The following is a 17,344-nucleotide window of genomic DNA, read 5'->3' on the forward strand; positions in this document are numbered from 1 at the left end:
ATTTCTCCAAATTGTTCCTGGAACTGTTCCAATAATTTGGTGAACATTTCCCGATGTTCCTCCAGGAATAATAGTTGTTCTTCTAATGTGAGCATACCCGTACTGTTTACATTGTTTACCTTACAATATTCCTATTAAGATATTCCAGGATGCTTTTTTTAGAATATCTAATGACTTTTCCTGCTTTGGAATACATGACCTCATCATAATCCCTTAGTTCCTGTAATTTTGTTTTGCTTTTAATTCCTAAGAGTTTCTTGGCTTCTTCGGCGTCAAGCCAGTCATTAGCCGGATCCATATTGGCCATTGCTTCTTCTTTAGCTTCCCGAACAGTGATGCGGACCATGTGTAACATTTCTTTTTGTAAACTTTTGTAGGCCTCAGACTCTAATACAATTATTTCCATTGATCTTTATGTATTTGAATTTCTAATTGTTTAAGGAAATCGTCTCTGGAGATTAAAGTGGTATTTTGACCTGAAAGAATATGATCTCCAAATGGAAGATCATTTCGTTCGGTTATATACTTTTTTAGCTCTTTTTTAGTGAACATATTTCCATTTTATTTTTTAATGGTATAAAGAGAAACATTACAATCATATCAAAACAGTGGCAAAGGGGTTTACAACCCTTCAATAACAAACTTAAATCATTGAAATACAATGTTTTAAATTGCTGAATAAAAATAGGATTCGATGAAAATAGTCTTATATTGTCTCTGGAAAGAGTAGTACTTACGTTTTAATATCAAACCCTAATGCAACCCCCTATTTTAAAAGAATCCATTGAAAAATTGGAAATAGAAGATGAACTTAAGAAGTTTATGACAATACATCATATGATGACTCTTGAAGATCTCTTGAAGATCAAGGGATTTGAATTATTAAAAATGGAAGGATTCTCTTATCGGATGCTACAAAGTTTATTGGCTTTTTTGCATAAATATGATTGTTTACATCTGTTTGAAGAAGGGTAATACCAATTCAAATTATGTATATTCCATTTTATAGTCAATTTGATATAGTTATAATTCCCCTTCCATTCGATCTAACTGTAGTAACATCGTTTTTAGCATTTTCTTTACCGATCTCTTAGAACTTTCGCTAATAGAATAATAATTATTGCTTAAACTCTCTGTAGAGATAATTTTGGCCTTTGGGGTACTGAAGGTACTGGAAAGAAACGTAAACAATTCTGTTTTTGGACCTTCTACAAGTTTAGTGTCATATAATAGTTTTGTTAGTAAAGAAACCTCTGGAACAGAAATTTTAATGAGTTTCTTGTTTGAAGGTTTAAAGGATTTTAATTCTTCGAACTCCAGTTTTTTGTTATAAAAATTAATCTCTTCATTAATCCAGAGTAATAGTTGCTCTTTAAGAGACGGTAATCTGGGATTACGTCTATATAGTGCTGTCACCGTGGTAGTTTTAATCTTTTTTATATACTCATGATATACCTGTAGTTTTTCTTTGACACTATGGGAAGATTTCACTTTTCCTTTAATAATCGCAGTGATAAAGAAAAAGATTTTAAAGGTATTATAATTCAAGCTGATAAGAACAGCATATACTTTTTCTTCACATGGAGATGGTTCACTTTTGAGTAAATGATCAAATACTTTGATAAAAGTAGCGTAGTATGCTCTTGATTCATATGTAAATCCGGAAAGCTCATTTTTCTCTATTTGTTGTAGAGGTTTACAAATAGATTTCTTTACGATTTCTGAAAGATTAAGAGCTTCAAATTTTTGCTGTAAGTCTTTTGCTATATTCCTATGTTTACTTACAAACCATAATCGTTGCTGATAAGGAATTGTGAGGGTAGGATCTATATGCTTAACAAAAGTTTGTTCTAAATATACAAGGATGTTATCCAGTGTTTTATAGATGATCTTAAAAATATCAGTATTTGATTTCTGTTCTGAAATTTGAAATATTAAAGAAGTATCCTGTTGAGACAAGTAATTCTCCTCAATGATTTTGGTATAATTTAAAAGGAATATTTGATAGGTCTGGATTACTTTGCCAATATTGTTATTACCTTCTGAAAACAAAAACATCTTCTGATGTAAACCTCTTTTAATTTGTTTAAGGACATTAAGAAGTAATTGCTCATAATAGCAATATTTGAGTTGTTGTCTGTTATATCCTTCAATTATAAGGGTACTCGTATTATTACTTTTAAAATAATCCAGATACTCTGTTTTGGTTTTTTGGTTGGCCAATGGATGCAAATCTTCATGAAATATCCGATAGAATACATTCATAGGTTCCATAGACGATTGATTTTGGTTTGTTTTCTTTTGAAGTAGTTATTTTATCACATATTAATTTTTAATTTATCTTAAGACTACAAATCCAGTAACAATAAACGATTAGTAATTTTATTAGTCATAGTAATACTATGTTGCTTTAAAAACTCTTGTATTTCTTTCTCTTTATCTTTTCCCCTAATCATTCCCAGAAGGTTTTTTCTGGTAAGTTTTCTTAATTCTAAAGGTGCATATACCGTTTTAAAATAATACACTCTAAACATAGCCCAATCGGGCAAAAATTTATTCTTCTCCTTATACACCTGCAGCCATTCATTTGATCCTACAAATTCACATAGATTACCATTGGGAAGAAAAGTAAAATGAAAAGGATCAATCCAATCTACCTTTTCTATATCAGATAAAATAATTTGTTTAAGGTTTTTGGTACTTATAGGGCTTGAAGCATAAAACAGTGTTACCTCCATTTTGTGTAAAAGATCAAAAGCGTCTAGTTTGTTTAGTCCCGAAAAATGCTTGAGGACTTTAAGCATTGTTGAATATTCCTTACTCATTCTTTTATTATCATAGTTTATACTACAATAATATAACCTATGCGTACCATTTTTCGGAACGCAAAAAAATAATTTGAATTAGTGGTATAATATTATAAGAATAAACAACTGGCGTTCATTTTGGCATAATGCCATTAATAAGTGGATTCTGCTTTTCAACGGAATGACAAATTAATTCATTTTTATATCAAATGTTAGTACATCTTTTGATAAAAATTTTCATCGATTTCATGTTTACATTACAAAAAACACATTTATTTTATAGTGTATTGTGCTCCACTATATTCAAAGCCCAGAAAGAAGAAAAATGAAAAAAATACAACCGTAATAAACAACAGCCATAAAATAGTAGCTGAAGTAATGGGTCTCATTTCATCCAGAATGTTTTCTAAAAAAGTAATCATAGTATATTCTTTGATAAAAGTTTTTATCGATTTCATATAAAAAAGGGATGTGAAATTCACATCCCTTTTTATTATTCTCAATCCATATTAATGGATTAAATTATAATAAGTATAACCAGCATGGAATGCTACAATAGGTAAAGTCAATAGACCGAACCCGCCACTAATATTTATTAGTTCATTATTACTTAATTCTTCAATTTTATGATTTTTCATTTTTTTGAAATTTTAAAATTGAGTTTTCAAATCTTTTACAAGATAAATAACTGTTATTTTAAAGTATGTTGTGCCTCGCTATATTGAAATCCTAAGTAAAAGAAAAACATAAAAAGTAAAATACTAATAACTACCAGCCATATAATTTTAGCAGGGGTAATTGTACCTATTGCTTCTGAAAGATTTTTAAGAAAACTCATAATTTATAAATATTTTTATTTTAATAAAAACTACTGTGCAGCAGCGTATTGGTATCCGGCATTAAAAAAGAAAGATCCAATAGCAACAGTAAGTGCTAATGCAGGAATAAGACCACCGCCATTAGTGTTAGTTAATTCTTCTGCATTAAGTTCTTGTAAATTTAATTTTTTTGTATTCATTTTAAAAATTTTTAATAATTAATAATTTGATTTTAATGATTTATCTCTGATTTCGTCAAACCCATAGACAAATTGTTCTTGTTGTTGCAACAACGATAAAAAGAACTGCGCCATTCCTTTTTACACTACAATACTATAACCTTTCCGTACCATTTTCTGGTACGCTGTTATAAATATTGTATTTTTTATATATGTTCCACCATAGGTTGATATGGATTCTCTTTGGTTTAATTCTCTAGTTACAAATCCAAAACTAAACTTTACTTCTTTTTCATAGACAAAACTCTGTATCCCATGATGATACTCTACAGGAGCATTTAAATCTCTCATGGTATCAATAAGTCTGTAAACATTGGTTCTAGAAATCCCTAATCTTGTTGCCAATGCTCCTGGTGATCCCGTTGCCTGTAAGCGAACTAGTTGATCAATTCTCTCTATAAGTTCTATTTGTTTAATAATAACTTTCATATCCCTTTACTTTTATGATGTTTTAATATTTATGCAACAGCATTTATTTTATGTATATTATCTATATCAGGTATTTGTTTTTGCCATAATTCATAGTACTTTTTCTTCTGGGTGTATAATACTTTATGATTTCCTTCTTCGATCACTTCTCCTTTGTCTAAAACCACTATTTTATCTGCATTTACAACTGTACTCAATCTATGGGCAATAATGATGATCGTTTTATTTTGATCCCGCAAGCTTTGTACTGCTCGTTGGATATAGTTTTCTGAGGTGCTATCCAATGAAGATGTTGCTTCGTCCAATACCAGAACTTCTGGATTTTTGTATAATGCTCTGGCAATAGCGATACGTTGTTTTTGTCCTCCTGATAAAGTAGCTCCATTCTCCCCCAAATAGGTGGCAAAATTATTTGGTAGATTCTCTATAAATTGCAGAATTCCTATTGTTTTACATACTTCCATGATACGTTCTACATCGGGAGCAAATTCACCTACCGCAATATTCTCGATCACGTTACCTGCAAAGAGGTCTATCTTTTGAGGTACTACACTCACCAGGTTTCTTAGACTACTACTTTCTATATATTTCAAATTCTGGTTTCCGATAGAGATCTTACCCTTTTGTATAGGATAAATATTTTGTAATAAAGACATCAGCGTAGATTTACCAGAGCCACTCTCGCCTATAATTGCTGTAATTTTTCCTTTAGGGATGGTTAACGTAAAATCTTTAAACACCTCTACTCTGGATCCGTATCTAAATCCTACGTTAGAAAAATTAATATCTCCAATATTCTGTTGGATTAGTTTTACTTTCTGGATATCTTCTTCTCGCTCCAGATCCATAATCTCAAACAAGCGATCGGCAGCAATCAAAGCATTCTGCACCTGTTTATTGGCACTGATCAGACTAGCAACAGGACTGGTAAAATATCCTATGATCGTATAAAAAGCCATCAACTCCCCAGCAGTAATTTCTTTTTGAATCACAAAAAAAGAACCACTCCATAACAAGATAATAGTAAACAACTGTGCTATCGTATCTGTACTAGAATTAGAGAACACACTATTTAATGCAGATTTATATCCTTTTTTTAGTAATCCAATAAATCGTGTTTCGGTTTTGATATTAGCAAAATCCTCAAGTCCAAATCTTTTGATAGTACCTACCGAGTTTAGGGATTCTACCAATTGGCTCTCTAACTCTGCCGATTTTTCCATGACCCCTCGTTCGGTATGCTTGTTTAGCCTATTGGTGATCATATAAATGATGCAATATACAGGTATAATTGCCAGCATGATTAATGCCAGTTTCCAATAATAGGCAAACATCAATCCAAAAGAAAAAATCAGAATCAAAACATTAACGGTAAGATCCAATGCAACCCCATTGATAAAGTTTCTAATTTTTACGGCATCATTAATTCGGGAAATGATCTCTCCTACACGCATCGTATCAAAGAATTGCTGTGGTAGTTTTAGTAAGTGTTTATAGTATCCCAGAATAAGTCGTGCATCAATCTGTTGACCAGTTTTAATCAAAAAAATATCTTTATACGCTCCAACCACCAGTTTTAAGAGCAATAATCCGATCATGACAAGTCCCAACAGATTAAGCAGTTTGGTACTGGTACCTATAAACACATGATCTGTAAGCTTTTGAATATATATCGAAGTAGAGAACCCCAGTAATGTATAGATTAGTGCACCCACAAATGCCTGTGTCAATACTCCTTTATGGGGTTTTAGTAAAAACCAGAACCGCTTAAATACAGATACTTTTTCATTACCTGCTATAAAATCTTCTTTAGGCAATAGTAGTACCAATACTCCTGTCCATTCTGTGGTAAATTCTTGATGTGTTTTTTTATAAAACTTACCATCCCCTGGATCCATAATTTTGATATACTCTTGGGTTACTTCATAGATCACTACATAATGATGTAATTTTTCATTAACAATCACATGGGCAATGGCAGGTTTAGGGATTTTAGACAAACTATCCAGATCCCCGCGCACTCCTTTGGCTTCGAATCCTAATTTTTCGGCAGCCTCAATTAGTCCCAATACATTGGTTCCTTTTTTATCGGTACTAGCAAACTGCCGAATACGGGCAATAGGTAATTGTAATTTATAATGTGCCGATATTGATGCCAGGCAAGCCGCACCGCAATCAGTAATATCGTGTTGTTTTATTTTTGTTTTTCCCATTGTTTATTTAGTTACAAAGTTTCAGAGAAGCAAAGCATCTAAGTGTTAATAGTTGTTCAAATTCTGGTGTCTGATATTTTTTTATTTCGACTTTTCTTCTTCCGATATCGAACTCTTTTATCTTTTTACTTTTCATTTTTCACTTCTGCTATAGTTGGACTTGAAGGATTGAACCAATCATCGACTTTATCGTATAGTAATTCAAATAGGGTTCGTTCTGCAATTTGAAATCGTGCGCTAAAGGTCATCCCCCTGTTTAAACTTCCTTTAAAACCATTTTTGAGTTGTAGATGATCCTGGTTAATAGCGCAGCGTACTTTAAAAACTGGCTGGTCATTAATCATATCTACATCTTTGCTGATCTCCATAATTTTCCCTGTAGCCACTCCCCATTGGTTATAATTAAAAGCATCAATCTGAAAATTTACAGACCTATCGGCGCTCACCAACCCTATATCAGAGGGAGACAAGTAACACTCTGCAATCAACCCTGTATCGGGGGATATTTCGGCGACATTAGTCCCTAAAGAAATTAGACTCCCAGACGCTATTCCCATTACATTTTTAAGAATTCCATCTATTGGCGCTGTGACCACTAGCTCCTTTTGATGCTTCTCTAATTGTGATACTCCATTTTCTAATTCTCTAATAGTATTTTGGTATTCTGTTATTGACACTTGCCAATTACTTTTTTGTTGTTTTCGATATTGAAGTAATGTCGTAGTCGCTAGTTGATATTCGAAAACACTGTTTTCATAATCTACTTTGGCAATCACCTTTTTTGTATACAATTTCTTAGTACGCAGATAATCTGTTTTTGTTTTCTTAAAACGGGTACGTAACTCTCGTAATCTTTGAGTAAAATATAAATATTCCTTTTGATATCGTGCCGATTCTATCTTACTCAATTTTGGGGTAGAGGTATTGATCAGATATTCGCAATCCTTTATATATTGTTCTGTTTCTCTAATCTGCGCGGTGGATCTCTTAATTTTTTCTTTTACCAAAGTGGTATTGACCATGAGTAAAGTGTCTCCCTTTTTTACCTTTTGATTATCAATCATATTTGCAAAAACTACTGTGCCCGATTGAAGCGGAGTGATAACCACTCGTTCCTTACCCGGTTTTAACATCCCTCTTGCCGTAGTATAGATGTCAATATTTATAAAAGGTAAAAGTGCCAAGACGATGATAAAAGCAACTAGTATCATTGTATAGATCGTTTTGCTCCTGTTGCTATGTGCAAACTGGTGTGCTTCTACCGTATGCTCTATAATTTCTTTTGGGAATAATTGTTTCATCTTAGTTACAATTACTAATAAATTGGTATATCAAGGTAAAATGATCGATCAATACGGCGGTATATTCTAAAACAAGATTGATTACTATATATATCATTGGTGTTTATTTTTATTTATTGTTGTGCAAGAATAGTAGTAGCTAGTTTCATTTTTTACAACTAGGTTAATTTTAATTTGTTTGATATCTGGAGTCCGAAGTTTAATGACGGAAAACCGAGATTAGAAGTTCTTCATAAAAGAATAGAAGAAACAAAGACTCTATGCTTACAGATTACTTCAAGCATCCGCTATCCATCTTCTTTATCGTTTAATATTTTTAATCTCTTGTTCTATCCGCATTAATGTATCATACATCAAGATCACTTCTTTCCCTATTACTTTTACAAGAGGATTTATCATTTTTAACACCTCTTTAACTACTGCTTTGGGAGCATTGATTCTTATTGCCATCTTATCATCAACCATTCTTTTTTGTATTGAACCTAATTGGGTATACCTAATAAACATAAGTAAACAAGTTTATGATGACATTGGGGAGCTACACAAACCTTTTTTTGGGTTAAGTAATAATATGTTACGTGCTTTATAAATCAACTGCACCGCTTCTTCTGTAGTTTTTCCTTTTGCATATAATTTGTTAATCCAACTATAGAGTATTAGTTCATATGAACCATCATGAGAAAGATTGTATATAAATAAATCCACCTTTAGATGTAACATTTTTATGATATCAGACATAAACCTATGTTTGCTGTTATATTCTTTATACTCCATGTTGACCGGTTTTATGAAGTCAAATATAGAGGGTGGGCTAGCGTTATTGCAAGGAGAGTATCTAAGGATTCTGGAAATTGCACTCCAAATTCATGAATTTTAAGTTTAAAAAATGGAGGAAACTTAGGTAACAAATTACCTTTAAAACAAAGTATATCAAATGATAAATGTATTAATTTATTCATTTTAATCGAACTTCAAATAGTATAATTCACTAATTTGCATTCTATAGACTTTTTGGTGTAGACGTAATAATTATTAGAAACCAATGATCAAATTTTTAAATATAATTTCCTGTTTTTTAATTGCTATTCTACTCTTTTCGTATATCCAAATAGATAAAAATAACTTTTTAAACGTCAAGGTAATTAATGAGTTTCATATTCCTGATTCTCTAAGAGGTAAACCTTATAAATACATAGAAGATCAACTTTATAAATTTGACAACTTTGAAAATAGAGTGACTATTTATGCAAAAAGTTATATAAAGAAAGGGCTTATAGATAAAAATAGTCTTGAAATGGCTAAGGGCTACTTTTTTTTAAGTTCTGTTTCTCAGGACTCTCTTGAATTAATTTATCTAAACCATGCAATTAATTTATTAAAAGCAAAAACTAATAAAAACTACCCTGCCATTTTATATTATAGCAAAGGAGATTATTATTATAAGCGTGCAAATTATAAAGATGCACTAGATAATTATTTCATATGCTATAGGATAGCAAAAAAACATCACAATAATGTTTTAGCATATGACTCTAAATTCAATATTGGATCTTTAAAGAATAGAATTGGTAAACATGAGGAAGCCTTAAAAATTTTCAAAGAGTTCAATGATTATATCTTATCAGAGGAGTCAGAATATCCCAAAGATTATTATAGTAAATTAATAGGATTGTTTGCATTATCTGATTCATACACCAAATTGAAAAAACTTGATACTGCTACCATAATTAATAAAAAAGGAATTAAAATTTCTTTATCTAATAATGATAATGATATGTATCATTATTTCATAATGAATGAAGGTGTAAATCTATATTATAAAAAGGAGTACAAAAACTCTATTGATAGCCTAAAAAAAGCCATCCCTAATTTAATTAAACTGGAAGACAAGTCTAACGAAATATTTTCTAGGTTTTATTTAGGTAAATCTTTTTTTGCAGAAAATAAAGTTGAAGACGCAAATTTTCAATTTAGGACGGCAGATAGTTTATTCAAAGATTTTAAAGATCTATTTCCTGAAATTCGTCAAGGGTATAAAATCCTAATTAACCATTACAAGGAAAAAAACAACAAAGAAAAACAGTTATTATATCTTAATAGGCTAATTACTGTAGATAGTATACTAAGTTCTAATCACCTATATATCAATAACAAGATAGTTAAAGATTTTGACACCGCAAACTTGATCTTAGACAAAGAAAGATTAATTAATGATCTTAGTCAATCAAACTCATCCAAGTCTAGGAGTATCATTTCATTGGCAATAGTACTAATTATAGTATCTCTATTTCTAATTTTCAGTTATAAGAAAAGAAAAAGGGATAAGATTAGATTTAAACAACTAGTGGAGAAAAATAACAAAGAAGAAAAAAATTATAAGCCATTAAAAGATAAACAAAGCTTAGCCCATCTATCAGAAGACATTATGAAGATAATAAAAACCGGGCTAGATAAATTCGAATCTGAAGAAGAATATTTGACCCCAAATATTTCGATTAATACCTTGGCAAAAAGTATCAACTCTAACTCCAAATACTTGTCTGTTTTTATAAATCATTATGAACAAAAAAAATTTACTGATTATATTAATGACCTGAGAATAGAGTACTCCATCGAAAAGCTTAAAAGCGATCATAAATTTAGAAAATATACTATTAAGGCAATAGCAGATACAGTAGGTTTTAGCAATCCTGTATCTTTCTCGCAAGCGTTCTATAAAAAAACAGGTATCAAACCATCTTATTTTATCAAGAAATTAGAGAATAACGCTAAAACCTAAAAACGATAAATCAACTGGTTTATAGTGATTTAATTGTTTTTTCTATTAAAAATTCCTGAATTTTTAGAGCCTTGATGAAAATTAATAATCGAATTCTAATTATTAGTTTACTTTTGTTGAAGAAACAATTTACAAAAACAAATAACTATGAATGCGAAGAACAAATTGAAGCTAAAAAAGGTTAAAATTACTAGTTTAGATCGAAAACAACTACAGATTATTCAAGGAGGTGATGGCCATATTTTGGGTCCTAAAAATAAAACAAGACCTACGAGAGAAGAATAAACAACCATTAAGTGTGATACTATTTAATGGTAAAGTTTATTGAAAACTTTAGATTTTCAAACTTTCTTTTATGTTCTCGATATGAACATTAGGGAGTTATATTGATTAAATTTTACTTAAATTTTATGAAAAAAATATTCCTTGTATTACTACTATATCCTTTGCTTAGTAGTTCTCAGATTCAAAATACATTCTCAAAAGACATTGTGGTTGTTAACTATAAGGAAAAAGTATTATCAGATTCTATTGGCAAATTTTGGCAACACAAGGATATTTTTTTCGATACCTTACCAGGGAGTAGTATTGACAAGGCTTATCAAGAACTTTGGTTAAGCCCTAAAGATTCAATTATTATTGCCATAATTGATAGTGGTGTTGATATCAATCATGAGGAGCTTCAAGGCCATTTTTGGACAAATAATAATGAAGTGCCTGGTAATCATTTGGATGATGATAAAAATGGATATATAGATGATATTCATGGATGGAATTTTTTGGGTAATTCAAAGGGGAAGAGTATTAGTTATGCAAGAAAAGAATTCATAAGAATATTATGTGATAAAGGTTATTTTAAAAATGGAAAAATTAAGGATGGTGATTCGATAGGTAAAAAGGCGGAAAAGATATTTAAAGAACAAATAAAGACTCTGGATGAAGATTGGGAATATGTGATCGGTATCGAAAATGATTATAAAAGAATAGGTAAAGATTTAAAAGAGTATTTTCCAAATAAAAACTACTCTTTAGAAAAAATCAAAAAGATAGATACCATTGCAAACCCTAATTTAGCTTTTTCAGTAAAAAAGCTAGACTATTATTTAACCTATGAAGCCACTTTAGATTGGATGGTAGATTTTAAAAAATACCTAAAAGCATTAAAAAAGTTTAAATTAAACCCAGATTTCGATGATAGAAAAGAAATCGGAGATGATATTAATGATTTGTTTGATAAATCTTACGGTAATGGAGATATTACGCCAGTAGATGAAACAGAAATACATGCCACTGCTGTTGCTGGTCTCATAGCTGCAAAAAGAAATAATAAAAAAGGTGGAAATGGTGTCATCAATAATGTTAAATTAATGATGATTCGCGCTGTACCATCAGGTGACGAATATGATAAAGATATTGCTTTAGCAATACGATACGCTGTTGATAATGGAGCAAAAATTATTAATATGAGTTTTGGAAAATTATTTTCTATGCAACCTGAATTTGTAAAAGAAGCTATTAAGTATGCTTCGAAACATGATGTTTTGTTGGTTCATGGAGCTGGTAATGATAATCTTAATATAGATCAACATAACTTTTATCCTTTAGATTATTCTACTTCAAAAAATGAGATTACTGATAATTTCATAAATGTTGGAGCTTTAAATTACAAAATGAATCATAAATTTCCAGCTTATTTTTCCAATTACGGAAAATTAAATGTAGATATTTTTGCTCCAGGATATGAGCTACATACAACTATTCCAGAAAATTCCTATATTACTGAAAGTGGAACTTCCTTTGCAGCGCCCATTGTTACAGGAATCGCCGCCATGGTAAGACTTAAGTATCCTTTGCTAAGTGCTAAACAAGTAAAACAAATAATTATAGAGTCTGGTAATAAATATCACTTACAAGTAAGAATTCCCGGCAAAACTAAAAGCCCAAGAGTTCCTTTTTCAGAACTCTCTAAATCTGGTAAAGTAGTCAATGCTTATAATGCATTATTAATGGCGGAGCAAATATCTAAGAGTAAGAATTAATTTTAATCTCGATAAACCGAACCTCATTCAAAGTCTTCATTGTATCATGAAGACTTTTTTAATGTACTATATCATCCTAATTAAAAATTCTATCCGCAGCTTTATCCAAAATTTCATTTTCAAAATCTGCAAAATAAGCTTCGGTAGTATAATAATTCGTATGGCCTAGCATATCCCCTACCTGGGCTTTAGAAATTCCTTTGTGTAATCCTGCAGTAGCAAATGTATGTCTGGCAACATAGGTGGTTAATTTAGTTTCCAAACCAATTTGTTTCCCAATTGTTCTCAATCTTCTTAAATGATTTCTACGTCGGTTTTTATATACTTCAAATATTCTATCATCAGATTCTTCATGAAATACATCCTGAAGGATAGGAAATATTAAATCATTGCTTGATTTATTGCTAAGGTAAAAATTGAAAATTTCTTTTACATTTTCTGGGATTAATATGTCGAACTCTTTTACATTATTACCTCTCCTGGTTTTTCTTCTTTTGTATTGCAGTCTTCCTTTATGTATTGTATTCACCTGTAAATATGCCATATCCATAAAATTCATCCCTCGCATATAAAAATTCACCAAAAAGTAATTTTTATGATGCCATAAAGGAGAACCTAAAGGATAATCCAGTTTAACTATCTTATCTATAACATCTAACGAAACTGCACGCTTTTTTGTTCTTTGTTGTTTTATAGAGTACCCGTTTCTACCAAATGGATATTCTTGCATGGTAAGTTCTGTTTCTGAGTCTTTAATTGCCAGGTTATAAATTCTACGTATTGATCTTAAATGAACTCCCAAACCATTAAGGCTATTTCCTTGACCAAGATAGTACGCTTCCAGGTCTTCCAAAAAAAGTTCATTAATATCAGACATCAACATATCTTTATCGTGATTGTATTTCATCATAAATACAATGGCATTATGTATTGCATCTGCTGTTCCAAAACGTTTTGCTCCATAATAACGAGCCATTACTTTCTTGCTATATTCCTTTAGATAGGTTCCTCTTTTAAGAGATACTGTATTCAGGTTTAAAGGTTTTTGCTCTTCTTCATTTTTAATAGCTCTAACAATAAGATCAGCAACCTCGTATGCAGTCATATTTTTTAAGTTAGCATGATAATCGGCAATGACCTTTGTGGCAATAGACATTCTGGTAGTCACAAAATGATTTGCCCTGGTCGAGTTTTTAAAAGTTGATTTAACCTGATTCTTTTCCTCATTCCATTCAGAGGGTTGTAACTTGTATCCTAAAGGAATATTCTTTGGAATTCTTTTATGGTATATTCTAATTACCAAAGGAAATTTATTAGCTTTTTTATTCCGTTTATCCAGCATTAAAGTTAATGTAGCCATTCGAATATTTTTATACATCTAAATTAGATAATGGTGTCTCGACATCCAAGAAAATTTGCTTGCATTTTGCTTGCATTTTTTGGTTTTATACGGTTTTATACAAGTTGATTTAGTTTTATCAATTTGTCTAAAATTCTAATAATCAAATTATTATCTTCTTTTTGAAATCATATTAGTCTATTTGTCTATTAACTGTTAATCAAAGGGTCCTTGGTTCGAGCCCAAGAGGGGGAGCAAAAGTCCAGCAGCAATGTTGGACTTTTTTGTTTTTAAACCCTATTATTATTGGATTTCTGTACTTCTTAAATAATCCATCTATAATCTAAATTTATCTTCTTATCTAAACAAAAAAGAACCCAATTAGATCCCTTAGCTAGCCCTAGCTGGCGCAAGTTTGCAACTTGTGCCTTTATAATATGCATCTCATCCTGAAAAAGTTTACATATTTACTAATATCCTGATAAACTTTGAGGGCACCAGAAACATTCTGCCGCTAGCGGGGATTATTACTACTATAACTTAATAGCTTACCATTCTAGTTCTAAAGTTTTAGGTAAACTATCACATTTAATAGTTTTTAAAGCTTTTACTTTGACAAACCTTGTTTTTTAGAATATTTCTTACCATACCCAATGTAATAGAGCTTTTTATTATTCACTAATTTATATCTAAACTTTTTCTTTTCAGAAGAGTTAATATCATTTGGATTAAACACTATTATATTATTGCTTTTACTCCAAACACCTATTTGTTTAGTACAATTTATATTTGTTTTTTTCTTATCATACTTATTGTATACATAGCTTTCTATAATATAAGTATTGTCATCCTTCAACTGTAATTGAATTGAAGTTCTATTACCGATACGTTCATTTGTGTTTTTAAATGTTGCAGGTGTATTGTTAAACTCTGCTACAAATATTTCTTGAGAATATACACCTATAGAAATAAAAAACAAAAGTACTTTAATAGCTTTTTTTATCATAATTAAAAGGGTTTAATAGCTGGAATATTATTTAATGAACCCCATTAGCGCGGATTTGCAACCGTGCTAATATTATCTATAAGCAAATGTAAAACTAACTAGTTTCATTTTTAGGAATTGACAAATTTTATTAAAACCCAAATTAATCAAAAAAGACAGTCACTAGAATGCGACTGCCTTTTTATTATCTGTATAACTGTTACTGCTTACTCATACTTGACACGGATTACAAATTCACGCTATCTGGGTAAAGTTTATTGTTTTACTTCTACTTTTTGTCTTGTGCTATCCTTAGATTTAAGTTGTAGCTTTCCTTCTTCTAAACTATAGTTTGACACGATAGAATCAACTAATTCTGAGTAATTATTTTGATCGACATAATCATCTAACATATTCTTAACCAGTGTAACTCTAACTAAATTTTCCTCTTGCACTATTTCTGAGTATGATTTTACAACAAGTTCTGTGATATCATCAACTTTATGGGACAACAACATTTTGTCTACAAGTTTTCCATTAGTGTCATACTCAAAAAGATACCAAGAAGATGTTTCGTCTTCATTAACAAAATAAATAATAGCAGAACAAGGGATTGATTTAGGAGAAGAATGATAAAAACTCTTAGAGTTACTCCTTTCTATTGCTTTTGATAAGTAATCTGCATAATTCTCATCAATAGCGATCATACTTTTTACCCCATTTTCCTTAACAAGTTCAATATCAAAAAGTTTCTGTTTTGTATTAAGATCATTATTATTGATATATTTACAATTGATATAAACTTCTCCTTCCTTAATAAAAAAGATTTTTTTTGAAGTTACATCATTGTTAGTTACATCATCTTTTTTAATATCATTTTCTTTAGTGATATCATTTGAACTTATGTTATCAGAAGGTTTATCATTCTTCTTTTCGCTACTAATATTATTACAACTGGTAATAAAAAGCAGTATATATAGTGCATTTAAAAGTATTTTATTCATTATTCATAGTTTTTTAATCAAAAATTGGTGTTGGTGGTGGTATTATTGGAAGTGGTGCTGGTGTCGGTGCCGGCAGAGGTACTGGTGCTGGTGTTGGTGATGGCGTAATATCATTTGGCGTAATCGTACTTGCACTTGTCGCTGTTTCTTTATTAACAAAATCCCTGATCGTGCATTCTATGGATCAACACAATACAAAAACAGCCATAAGTTACAAAACCTATGGCTGCTCCTTTTTTCTATTACTTATACTTACTGCTCATACTCGGTACTAGTTGCAAACTAGCACCAGTATATACTATACCCAAGCGGGGATCAATATTAAACCATCTCCCTAACTCTGGATTATAATTTCTAGAACCAAAGTCCAATTGCCCAAGACCTAATTCATTACTTTATTCAACATTACCAAAACCATAATTATGTTTACGAACAGTAACAAGCGAGTTAGGAGGTATTTTTATTTACACTTAAAAACATAAAACTCATTTTTAAAATCATTTCTAGAATATACTCCTGGAGAAAAGTGATCTCCTTCGTTAAGATCTATTTTAATTTTATTAACTCTCTCATTTTCAGTAAAATAATAAACTAGAGAAGCAGCAAACTGAGAAGCTCCTGTTGTACCTAGTTGCTGTGTTAGTATTTCTTCGTTTTTAAAATTTATTTTTAAAATAGAATCTTTAACATCTATAACATTAACCTCTAAAGGAGGGTTCAACTTATTCAAATAACTAGAAATTAATTTTAAATCATTCTTGATCTCAAAAATTTTATCTCCTTTAATCAAATAGTCATTTCCATTATCATCAATTTTAGCTTTCCATAAAAAAGATTTTTGTGCTTCTATACATTCCTTTTTATCAAGTTTTTTTTCTTGATTTTCTGCACTTATTAACTCTTTAGAAGGTATAACATTATTTGTTTTTCTTTCTTTACAAGAAAAAAGTAATATAAGTGATAATAAAATATAATTTTTCATTTTTTCATTTTTTCATTTTTTTCATTGGTATCCCTCTAATGAAGAATCGACACTAGGTATATTTGGAGTTGGGTTAGGAAAAGCTGTATTAAAAATACCATTAGCAATAGATATTCCAATACTTTCTAAATAACTATCATTCTGAAATGCGGATTCTTGTGTTGGATTAGTAATAAAACCGATTTCAACTAAAACTGCTCCTATGTTTTTTTGTGTCCTTGTAACATGATGATTTGCTTGTTTTTGTTTTACTCCTTGACCCATATAGCGCGGATTTGTAATCATAAGTGTTCGAAACCTTAAAATTATGTAATTTAGGGAGAAACTATGAAGGTTTCAGAAGTTTTAAATTATATTCCAAAGGATGAATTAGAAAAATTATCATTGGACTATAAAGTGGATTATCAAA

General features: G+C 30.4%; 20 protein-coding genes. 4 read left to right on the forward strand and 16 right to left on the reverse strand.

Features of this window, described 5'->3' with window-relative positions:
- Window positions 1-115 precede the first annotated feature (115 nt).
- Entirely contained in the window at window positions 116-406 is a 291-nt protein-coding gene (locus FOF46_RS28580; RefSeq protein WP_143918875.1) for a helix-turn-helix domain-containing protein, read from the reverse strand.
- Window positions 397-552, reverse strand: a complete 156-nt coding sequence (locus tag FOF46_RS31850) for a hypothetical protein (RefSeq protein ID WP_167571981.1) — start codon at window positions 550-552, stop codon at window positions 397-399. The genes FOF46_RS28580 and FOF46_RS31850 overlap by 10 nt, the downstream gene beginning before the upstream one ends.
- 204 nt (window positions 553-756) lie before the next feature.
- Between FOF46_RS31850 and FOF46_RS28585 the strand changes: the two genes are divergently transcribed.
- Window positions 757-975, forward strand: coding sequence for a hypothetical protein (locus tag FOF46_RS28585; protein ID WP_143918876.1), 219 nt, complete (start codon window positions 757-759; stop codon window positions 973-975).
- 48 nt (window positions 976-1,023) lie between these two features.
- Here the strand turns inward: FOF46_RS28585 and FOF46_RS28590 are convergent, their stop codons facing one another.
- The 9 genes from FOF46_RS28590 to FOF46_RS28630 form a co-directional block, all read right to left on the reverse strand.
- Complete coding sequence (locus FOF46_RS28590) at window positions 1,024-2,274, reverse strand: hypothetical protein (protein ID WP_143918877.1); 1,251 nt, start codon at window positions 2,272-2,274, stop codon at window positions 1,024-1,026.
- A gap of 74 nt (window positions 2,275-2,348) precedes the next feature.
- Complete coding sequence (locus tag FOF46_RS28595; protein WP_143918878.1) at window positions 2,349-2,825, reverse strand: hypothetical protein; 477 nt, start codon at window positions 2,823-2,825, stop codon at window positions 2,349-2,351.
- 254 nt (window positions 2,826-3,079) lie between these two features.
- On the reverse strand, window positions 3,080-3,265 hold the full coding sequence (locus FOF46_RS28600; RefSeq protein WP_143918879.1) for a hypothetical protein: 186 nt from the start codon (window positions 3,263-3,265) through the stop codon (window positions 3,080-3,082).
- Window positions 3,266-3,675: 410 nt separating this feature from the next.
- Window positions 3,676-3,825, reverse strand: coding sequence for a hypothetical protein (locus FOF46_RS31855; protein ID WP_167571982.1), 150 nt, complete (start codon window positions 3,823-3,825; stop codon window positions 3,676-3,678).
- Between the two features lie 120 nt (window positions 3,826-3,945).
- Window positions 3,946-4,293 carry an HTH domain-containing protein gene (locus FOF46_RS28610; protein WP_143918881.1) on the reverse strand — a complete coding sequence of 116 codons (348 nt, stop codon included), beginning with the start codon at window positions 4,291-4,293 and terminating at the stop codon, window positions 3,946-3,948.
- A 29-nt stretch (window positions 4,294-4,322) separates the two neighbouring features.
- Complete coding sequence (locus tag FOF46_RS28615) at window positions 4,323-6,506, reverse strand: peptidase domain-containing ABC transporter (RefSeq protein WP_143918882.1); 2,184 nt, start codon at window positions 6,504-6,506, stop codon at window positions 4,323-4,325.
- A 125-nt stretch (window positions 6,507-6,631) separates the two neighbouring features.
- Complete coding sequence (locus FOF46_RS28620; protein WP_143918883.1) at window positions 6,632-7,807, reverse strand: HlyD family secretion protein; 1,176 nt, start codon at window positions 7,805-7,807, stop codon at window positions 6,632-6,634.
- A gap of 300 nt (window positions 7,808-8,107) precedes the next feature.
- Window positions 8,108-8,314, reverse strand: a complete 207-nt coding sequence (locus FOF46_RS28625) for a hypothetical protein (protein WP_143918884.1) — start codon at window positions 8,312-8,314, stop codon at window positions 8,108-8,110.
- A 12-nt stretch (window positions 8,315-8,326) separates the two neighbouring features.
- Window positions 8,327-8,581, reverse strand: a complete 255-nt coding sequence (locus FOF46_RS28630; protein WP_143918885.1) for a hypothetical protein — start codon at window positions 8,579-8,581, stop codon at window positions 8,327-8,329.
- Between the two features lie 268 nt (window positions 8,582-8,849).
- On the opposite strand from FOF46_RS28630, the gene FOF46_RS28635 reads away from it, so the two are divergent.
- The 3 genes from FOF46_RS28635 to FOF46_RS28640 all read left to right on the forward strand — a co-directional run bounded on the left by FOF46_RS28635 (window position 8,850) and on the right by FOF46_RS28640 (window position 12,625).
- On the forward strand, window positions 8,850-10,586 hold the full coding sequence (locus tag FOF46_RS28635; RefSeq protein WP_143918886.1) for an AraC family transcriptional regulator: 1,737 nt from the start codon (window positions 8,850-8,852) through the stop codon (window positions 10,584-10,586).
- Between the two features lie 147 nt (window positions 10,587-10,733).
- Window positions 10,734-10,871, forward strand: a complete 138-nt coding sequence (locus FOF46_RS31860) for a hypothetical protein (protein WP_160114123.1) — start codon at window positions 10,734-10,736, stop codon at window positions 10,869-10,871.
- 125 nt (window positions 10,872-10,996) lie between these two features.
- Window positions 10,997-12,625, forward strand: a complete 1,629-nt coding sequence (locus FOF46_RS28640) for a S8 family serine peptidase (RefSeq protein WP_143918887.1) — start codon at window positions 10,997-10,999, stop codon at window positions 12,623-12,625.
- A 76-nt stretch (window positions 12,626-12,701) separates the two neighbouring features.
- Here FOF46_RS28640 and FOF46_RS28645 read toward each other — a convergent pair whose 3' ends face one another.
- The 5 genes from FOF46_RS28645 to FOF46_RS28665 all read right to left on the reverse strand — a co-directional run bounded on the left by FOF46_RS28645 (window position 12,702) and on the right by FOF46_RS28665 (window position 17,199).
- On the reverse strand, window positions 12,702-13,985 hold the full coding sequence (locus tag FOF46_RS28645; RefSeq protein WP_167571983.1) for a site-specific integrase: 1,284 nt from the start codon (window positions 13,983-13,985) through the stop codon (window positions 12,702-12,704).
- Window positions 13,986-14,571: 586 nt separating this feature from the next.
- A complete protein-coding gene (locus tag FOF46_RS28650) occupies window positions 14,572-14,970 on the reverse strand; it encodes a copper resistance protein NlpE (RefSeq protein ID WP_143918889.1) in 399 nt (132 codons plus the stop codon).
- Between the two features lie 254 nt (window positions 14,971-15,224).
- The gene (locus tag FOF46_RS28655) at window positions 15,225-15,953 is read right to left on the reverse strand and encodes a hypothetical protein (protein ID WP_143918890.1); all 729 of its coding nucleotides are present in this window, start codon (window positions 15,951-15,953) and stop codon (window positions 15,225-15,227) included.
- 460 nt (window positions 15,954-16,413) lie between these two features.
- On the reverse strand, window positions 16,414-16,935 hold the full coding sequence (locus tag FOF46_RS28660) for a GerMN domain-containing protein (protein WP_143918891.1): 522 nt from the start codon (window positions 16,933-16,935) through the stop codon (window positions 16,414-16,416).
- A gap of 21 nt (window positions 16,936-16,956) precedes the next feature.
- A complete protein-coding gene (locus FOF46_RS28665) occupies window positions 16,957-17,199 on the reverse strand; it encodes an N-acetylmuramoyl-L-alanine amidase (RefSeq protein ID WP_208746833.1) in 243 nt (80 codons plus the stop codon).
- Window positions 17,200-17,344 lie beyond the last annotated feature (145 nt).

It is taken from the genome of Aquimarina algiphila, from assembly GCF_007489275.1.
Classification (GTDB): domain Bacteria; phylum Bacteroidota; class Bacteroidia; order Flavobacteriales; family Flavobacteriaceae; genus Aquimarina; species Aquimarina algiphila.

Coding starts and splice junctions, on each gene's coding strand:
- FOF46_RS28595 (WP_143918878.1), bottom strand. CDS start 2,825: ATGAGTAAGGAATATTCAACAATGCTTAAAGTCCTCAAGCATTTTTCG.
- FOF46_RS31860 (WP_160114123.1), top strand. CDS start 10,734: ATGAATGCGAAGAACAAATTGAAGCTAAAAAAGGTTAAAATTACTAGT.
- FOF46_RS28625 (WP_143918884.1), bottom strand. CDS start 8,314: ATGTTTATTAGGTATACCCAATTAGGTTCAATACAAAAAAGAATGGTT.
- FOF46_RS28580 (WP_143918875.1), bottom strand. CDS start 406: ATGGAAATAATTGTATTAGAGTCTGAGGCCTACAAAAGTTTACAAAAA.
- FOF46_RS28585 (WP_143918876.1), top strand. CDS start 757: ATGCAACCCCCTATTTTAAAAGAATCCATTGAAAAATTGGAAATAGAA.
- FOF46_RS28640 (WP_143918887.1), top strand. CDS start 10,997: ATGAAAAAAATATTCCTTGTATTACTACTATATCCTTTGCTTAGTAGT.
- FOF46_RS31850 (WP_167571981.1), bottom strand. CDS start 552: ATGTTCACTAAAAAAGAGCTAAAAAAGTATATAACCGAACGAAATGAT.
- FOF46_RS28660 (WP_143918891.1), bottom strand. CDS start 16,935: ATGAAAAATTATATTTTATTATCACTTATATTACTTTTTTCTTGTAAA.
- FOF46_RS28620 (WP_143918883.1), bottom strand. CDS start 7,807: ATGAAACAATTATTCCCAAAAGAAATTATAGAGCATACGGTAGAAGCA.
- FOF46_RS28665 (WP_208746833.1), bottom strand. CDS start 17,199: ATGGGTCAAGGAGTAAAACAAAAACAAGCAAATCATCATGTTACAAGG.
- FOF46_RS28645 (WP_167571983.1), bottom strand. CDS start 13,985: ATGGCTACATTAACTTTAATGCTGGATAAACGGAATAAAAAAGCTAAT.
- FOF46_RS28650 (WP_143918889.1), bottom strand. CDS start 14,970: ATGATAAAAAAAGCTATTAAAGTACTTTTGTTTTTTATTTCTATAGGT.
- FOF46_RS28600 (WP_143918879.1), bottom strand. CDS start 3,265: ATGAAATCGATAAAAACTTTTATCAAAGAATATACTATGATTACTTTT.
- FOF46_RS28610 (WP_143918881.1), bottom strand. CDS start 4,293: ATGAAAGTTATTATTAAACAAATAGAACTTATAGAGAGAATTGATCAA.
- FOF46_RS28655 (WP_143918890.1), bottom strand. CDS start 15,953: ATGAATAAAATACTTTTAAATGCACTATATATACTGCTTTTTATTACC.
- FOF46_RS31855 (WP_167571982.1), bottom strand. CDS start 3,825: ATGAATACAAAAAAATTAAATTTACAAGAACTTAATGCAGAAGAATTA.
- FOF46_RS28635 (WP_143918886.1), top strand. CDS start 8,850: ATGATCAAATTTTTAAATATAATTTCCTGTTTTTTAATTGCTATTCTA.
- FOF46_RS28630 (WP_143918885.1), bottom strand. CDS start 8,581: ATGGAGTATAAAGAATATAACAGCAAACATAGGTTTATGTCTGATATC.
- FOF46_RS28615 (WP_143918882.1), bottom strand. CDS start 6,506: ATGGGAAAAACAAAAATAAAACAACACGATATTACTGATTGCGGTGCG.
- FOF46_RS28590 (WP_143918877.1), bottom strand. CDS start 2,274: ATGGAACCTATGAATGTATTCTATCGGATATTTCATGAAGATTTGCAT.